Below are 3,348 nucleotides of genomic sequence, written 5' to 3' on the forward strand. Positions count from 1 at the left end.
CCACTAAAGGGCCGTGGAAGACTACCACGTTGATAGGCAGGGTGTGTAAGCGTTGTGAGGCGTTGAGCTAACCTGTACTAATGACCCGTGAGGCTTAACCATACAACACCCAATGGGTTTTGATATCCCAGATATAAGCACTTGCGAAAAGCAAAAACGAGAAAGCAGCTTGTACAAATTGACAATTTTTGTCTGACGACCATAGCGCTGTGGTCCCACCTGATCCCATGCCGAACTCAGAAGTGAAACGCAGTCGCGCCGATGGTAGTGTGGGAGTTCCCATGTGAGAGTAGGTCATCGTCAGACTCCTATTAAGAGAAAAGCCCATCCTAACGGATGGGCTTTTTTCGTATCTGCGATTTAAAGAGAATACTGTTTGTTCTACTTATATTGATGACATTACCCCCTGATCCCATGCGCTAATTCCCGCCGCCGGCGCCCAGAAGTGAAACCCAGTCGCGCGGATGGTCGTGTGGCCAAGTATTGGAGAGAGTCCGCGTGAGACTTGGTCATCGTCAGACGCTAATTAAGAGAAAGCCCGTAGCTAACGCTGCGGGCTTTTTCGTATCTGTGGTTTTTGGTGTTTAGAAGTAGAGGTCTTCTCTTTGGCGTAATTCTGGACCCATCGCTCTTTAGTCGTATTTTTCCGGCCAAAAAATATCTGTCCCTCGTATGCCTGAATTAATAACGTCACCGGTGCCCAGCGTTCGTTGGCAAAGCGTTGGATGAGATGTTAAGAGCGATAAGTCAATGCTACCTGCTGTGCTTGCCGTAATCGCCCCCCAAAAGTTGCCTCTTAGACGTACGTCAGAGCTTAGCGTTCTTGTGTGGCAGCGTTCTTAATAAAGCATCTGAGTCCGGTGCCTCTAAATTGAGACAAGCTACCGTCGACCGCCTTTGAGTAGGATTGAGTAGGATAAATAAGGCTTTTGGGGTAACTAGCTCAATTCAAATTTGAACTGGGTTCCTGCTAGTGTTGATTGGAGTTTGTTATTGGACGGTTAGAGGCCATTAGCTTTGAGCGGTGAACGCTTTGTCTTTCTATGTGGCTGAGCTCAACCCGTGTTTTCTCGATGAATGCCTCTGGCCATCTTCCGTTTCCCAAGATCTGCTACGTGTACCTTGGGTGTATGAAAATTGCTGTAAGTCAGTTAGTTTGTGACGGTTTCTTTGGTTTCTACGACTTTGGTCAAATGGGGATATGTTCAATTTACTGCTATACAGTAATGATTGAGCTTTATTTAAGGAGTGCCCCTATGTCGGAGTTTGAAACCAAAGACCAGAATTATCAAAGCCATTCAGAGGGGCGACACTGGAGAGAAGGGCCTTTAGCTCAGCACCTAGTTAGTGTTCTCGAGGAGGGCGTAGAATCGGAAAGTGTTGAATTCTCTTCCTCAAATTCTACTGCAGAATAGCTTTTCTACAGTAATAGCTTTCAGGCTGTTCGTGTTGGTTGATAGTTGCGCACTTGATTCGGGTTGGAGAAAAAAGCACTTTACCTTTTTCTTAGTCCATATATAATTCATCTCGTTCTCAAGGGGTGTAGCTCCAATTGGCAGAGCAGCGGATTCCAAATCCGCGTGTTGGGAGTTCGAATCTCTCCACCCCTGCCAGATAAACGAAAAAGGCCTAGTCGAAAGACTAGGCCTTTTTCGTATGTGCGCGTTAGATAAGTCGTAGCGCATTTATCGGTGTTCGCATTCGTGGATTTAGTGAGCTGGAACTTAGATGCTTAGGGCTGAAGCTATTCCTCCTTTTTAGGTAGCAGATGGATACTCGGCTTCAAAGCTCAAGCTTCATTGTTGTGGCTAACGCTTTTACTATTGATTTATGACACGAGCATTTGCGCCGCAACTTTCCTGATTTAGACTACGACCATCATCTGACAAACATTAAGGTCTAAGCTTGATTGCCATTCGCCCCATGCTTAATCGAGACATCAGCGATGTCGCTGCCATCTATAGGCAGCCGAGTTGCGTCTACAACTCTCTGCATACTCCTTTTATGTCTGAAGACGATTGGAACGAAAGAGTTCGCTACTATGGTAATAACATGCAGGCTTTGGTTGCTGAGATCGGCGGTCAAGTGATTGGGCAATGTTGCTTAATTCAGCTCCACAATGAGCCTAGAAGACGCCACGTTGCCTCCTTAGGTGTTGTGGTATCTGAAGAATGGCGTAAGCAGGGAGTGGCCAAAGCGCTGTTAACGGAAGTTCTCGATATCTGTGATAGTTGGCTTGGTGTACACCGCATCGAGCTGGAGGTATTTGCAGACAATCTTCCCGCTATTTCACTGTACCGGTCGCTTGGTTTCGTCGAGGAAGGCCTATGTCGTGACTTTGCGTTACGTGATGGGGAATATGCGAACGCGTTAATTATGTCTAGGGTAAAAGGCGCATGATGGCTCAACAACGACGATCTCAGTTTTTGGCAACGCTTGGTTATCAGCCTCTTCGTGCCAACGAGCAATTTTCCGAGGCTTTAGAATCGTCAGATTCCACTGTATATGTGTGCGGCTTAGACAAGGGGCAACTTCCTTGGCTCAAGGATCTGTTGATTGCGCTGCATTGGCAAACCGATGATGAATCACTCAACTTTGTCACTGAGGTGCCCAAGGAGGCAAAACAGGCTTTGTTTTTTGGCCAACCAGGCAAAGGCATTGTGTTGCCACCTTTGGCGCAGCTTTCCGAGGCTGAAGGAAAGAGGGCGGCATGGGAAATGTTGTGGAAACAATTATGAATATCGAGTTTTTCCCGTTTGAGCAGTTTCCAATGGCTGCTCTATTGGAGATCGAGTCAGCTTGTCATCCTTTTCCGTGGACCGAGGCCGTGCTATCTGGTTGTCAGGGGCAAGGGTACGATTTCGTCGTGGCGGCAATCAAGGGTAAGCCGATAGGGTATTACATTACACATCGAGTACTGGATGAGGCGACGTTAATGAACATCTGCGTTCATCCAAACCATCAAGGTAAGGGCTATGGTGGTCAGTTACTTCAAAATGCCTTAGAGCGGCTTAAGAGGCATTCTATTACCCATTGTTTTCTGGAGGTGAGGGCGTCAAATAAAGGGGCTGGCGCTCTTTACCAGAAACTAGGCTTTCTGCTTATTGATAAGCGAAAAGGTTACTATCGTACTAATGGTGAACGAGAAGATGCGCTAGTTATGAGTTTGCAGCTCCAATAAAAAAAGCCTGACATTAAAAGTCAGGCTTTTTTTGAGCATTCTGACCCGTCCTGAAATAGGTTTACACATTGGAGACCTATTATGGAAAAGGTAGAGCCCAAGCGACGCAGACGCTCGCAGCGTGATTACCCAATGGCCTTTAAATTATCTGTGGTTGAACAGGTAGA

3 protein-coding genes, 1 tRNA gene and 2 rRNA genes are annotated in these 3,348 nt (G+C 46.7%); all 6 read left to right on the forward strand.

Annotated features, from left to right (window positions below; translation table 11 throughout):
- Nucleotides 1-102 (forward strand): 23S ribosomal RNA (locus FCL42_RS21360); the annotation flags it as partial.
- An 89-nt stretch (nucleotides 103-191) separates the two neighbouring features.
- A 5S ribosomal RNA gene (gene rrf / locus FCL42_RS21365) occupies nucleotides 192-306 on the forward strand.
- A gap of 1,230 nt (nucleotides 307-1,536) precedes the next feature.
- A tRNA-Trp gene (locus FCL42_RS21370) sits at nucleotides 1,537-1,613 on the forward strand.
- A 292-nt stretch (nucleotides 1,614-1,905) separates the two neighbouring features.
- A complete protein-coding gene (locus tag FCL42_RS21375) occupies nucleotides 1,906-2,400 on the forward strand; it encodes a GNAT family N-acetyltransferase (RefSeq protein ID WP_136865450.1) in 495 nt (164 codons plus the stop codon).
- Entirely contained in the window at nucleotides 2,397-2,738 is a 342-nt protein-coding gene (locus FCL42_RS21380; protein WP_136865451.1) for a hypothetical protein, read from the forward strand. The genes FCL42_RS21375 and FCL42_RS21380 overlap by 4 nt, the downstream gene beginning before the upstream one ends.
- Nucleotides 2,735-3,181, forward strand: coding sequence for a ribosomal protein S18-alanine N-acetyltransferase (gene rimI, locus FCL42_RS21385; RefSeq protein WP_169308483.1), 447 nt, complete (start codon nucleotides 2,735-2,737; stop codon nucleotides 3,179-3,181). Before FCL42_RS21380 ends, rimI begins: the two co-directional genes overlap by 4 nt.
- Nucleotides 3,182-3,348 lie beyond the last annotated feature (167 nt).

The organism is Ferrimonas aestuarii (assembly GCF_005116665.1).
GTDB classification, from domain to species: domain Bacteria; phylum Pseudomonadota; class Gammaproteobacteria; order Enterobacterales; family Shewanellaceae; genus Ferrimonas; species Ferrimonas aestuarii.

Excerpts from the sequence above, each read along its gene's own strand:
- rimI (WP_169308483.1), top strand. The coding sequence starts at position 2,735 with ATGAATATCGAGTTTTTCCCGTTTGAGCAGTTTCCAATGGCTGCTCTA.
- FCL42_RS21380 (WP_136865451.1), top strand. The coding sequence starts at position 2,397 with ATGATGGCTCAACAACGACGATCTCAGTTTTTGGCAACGCTTGGTTAT.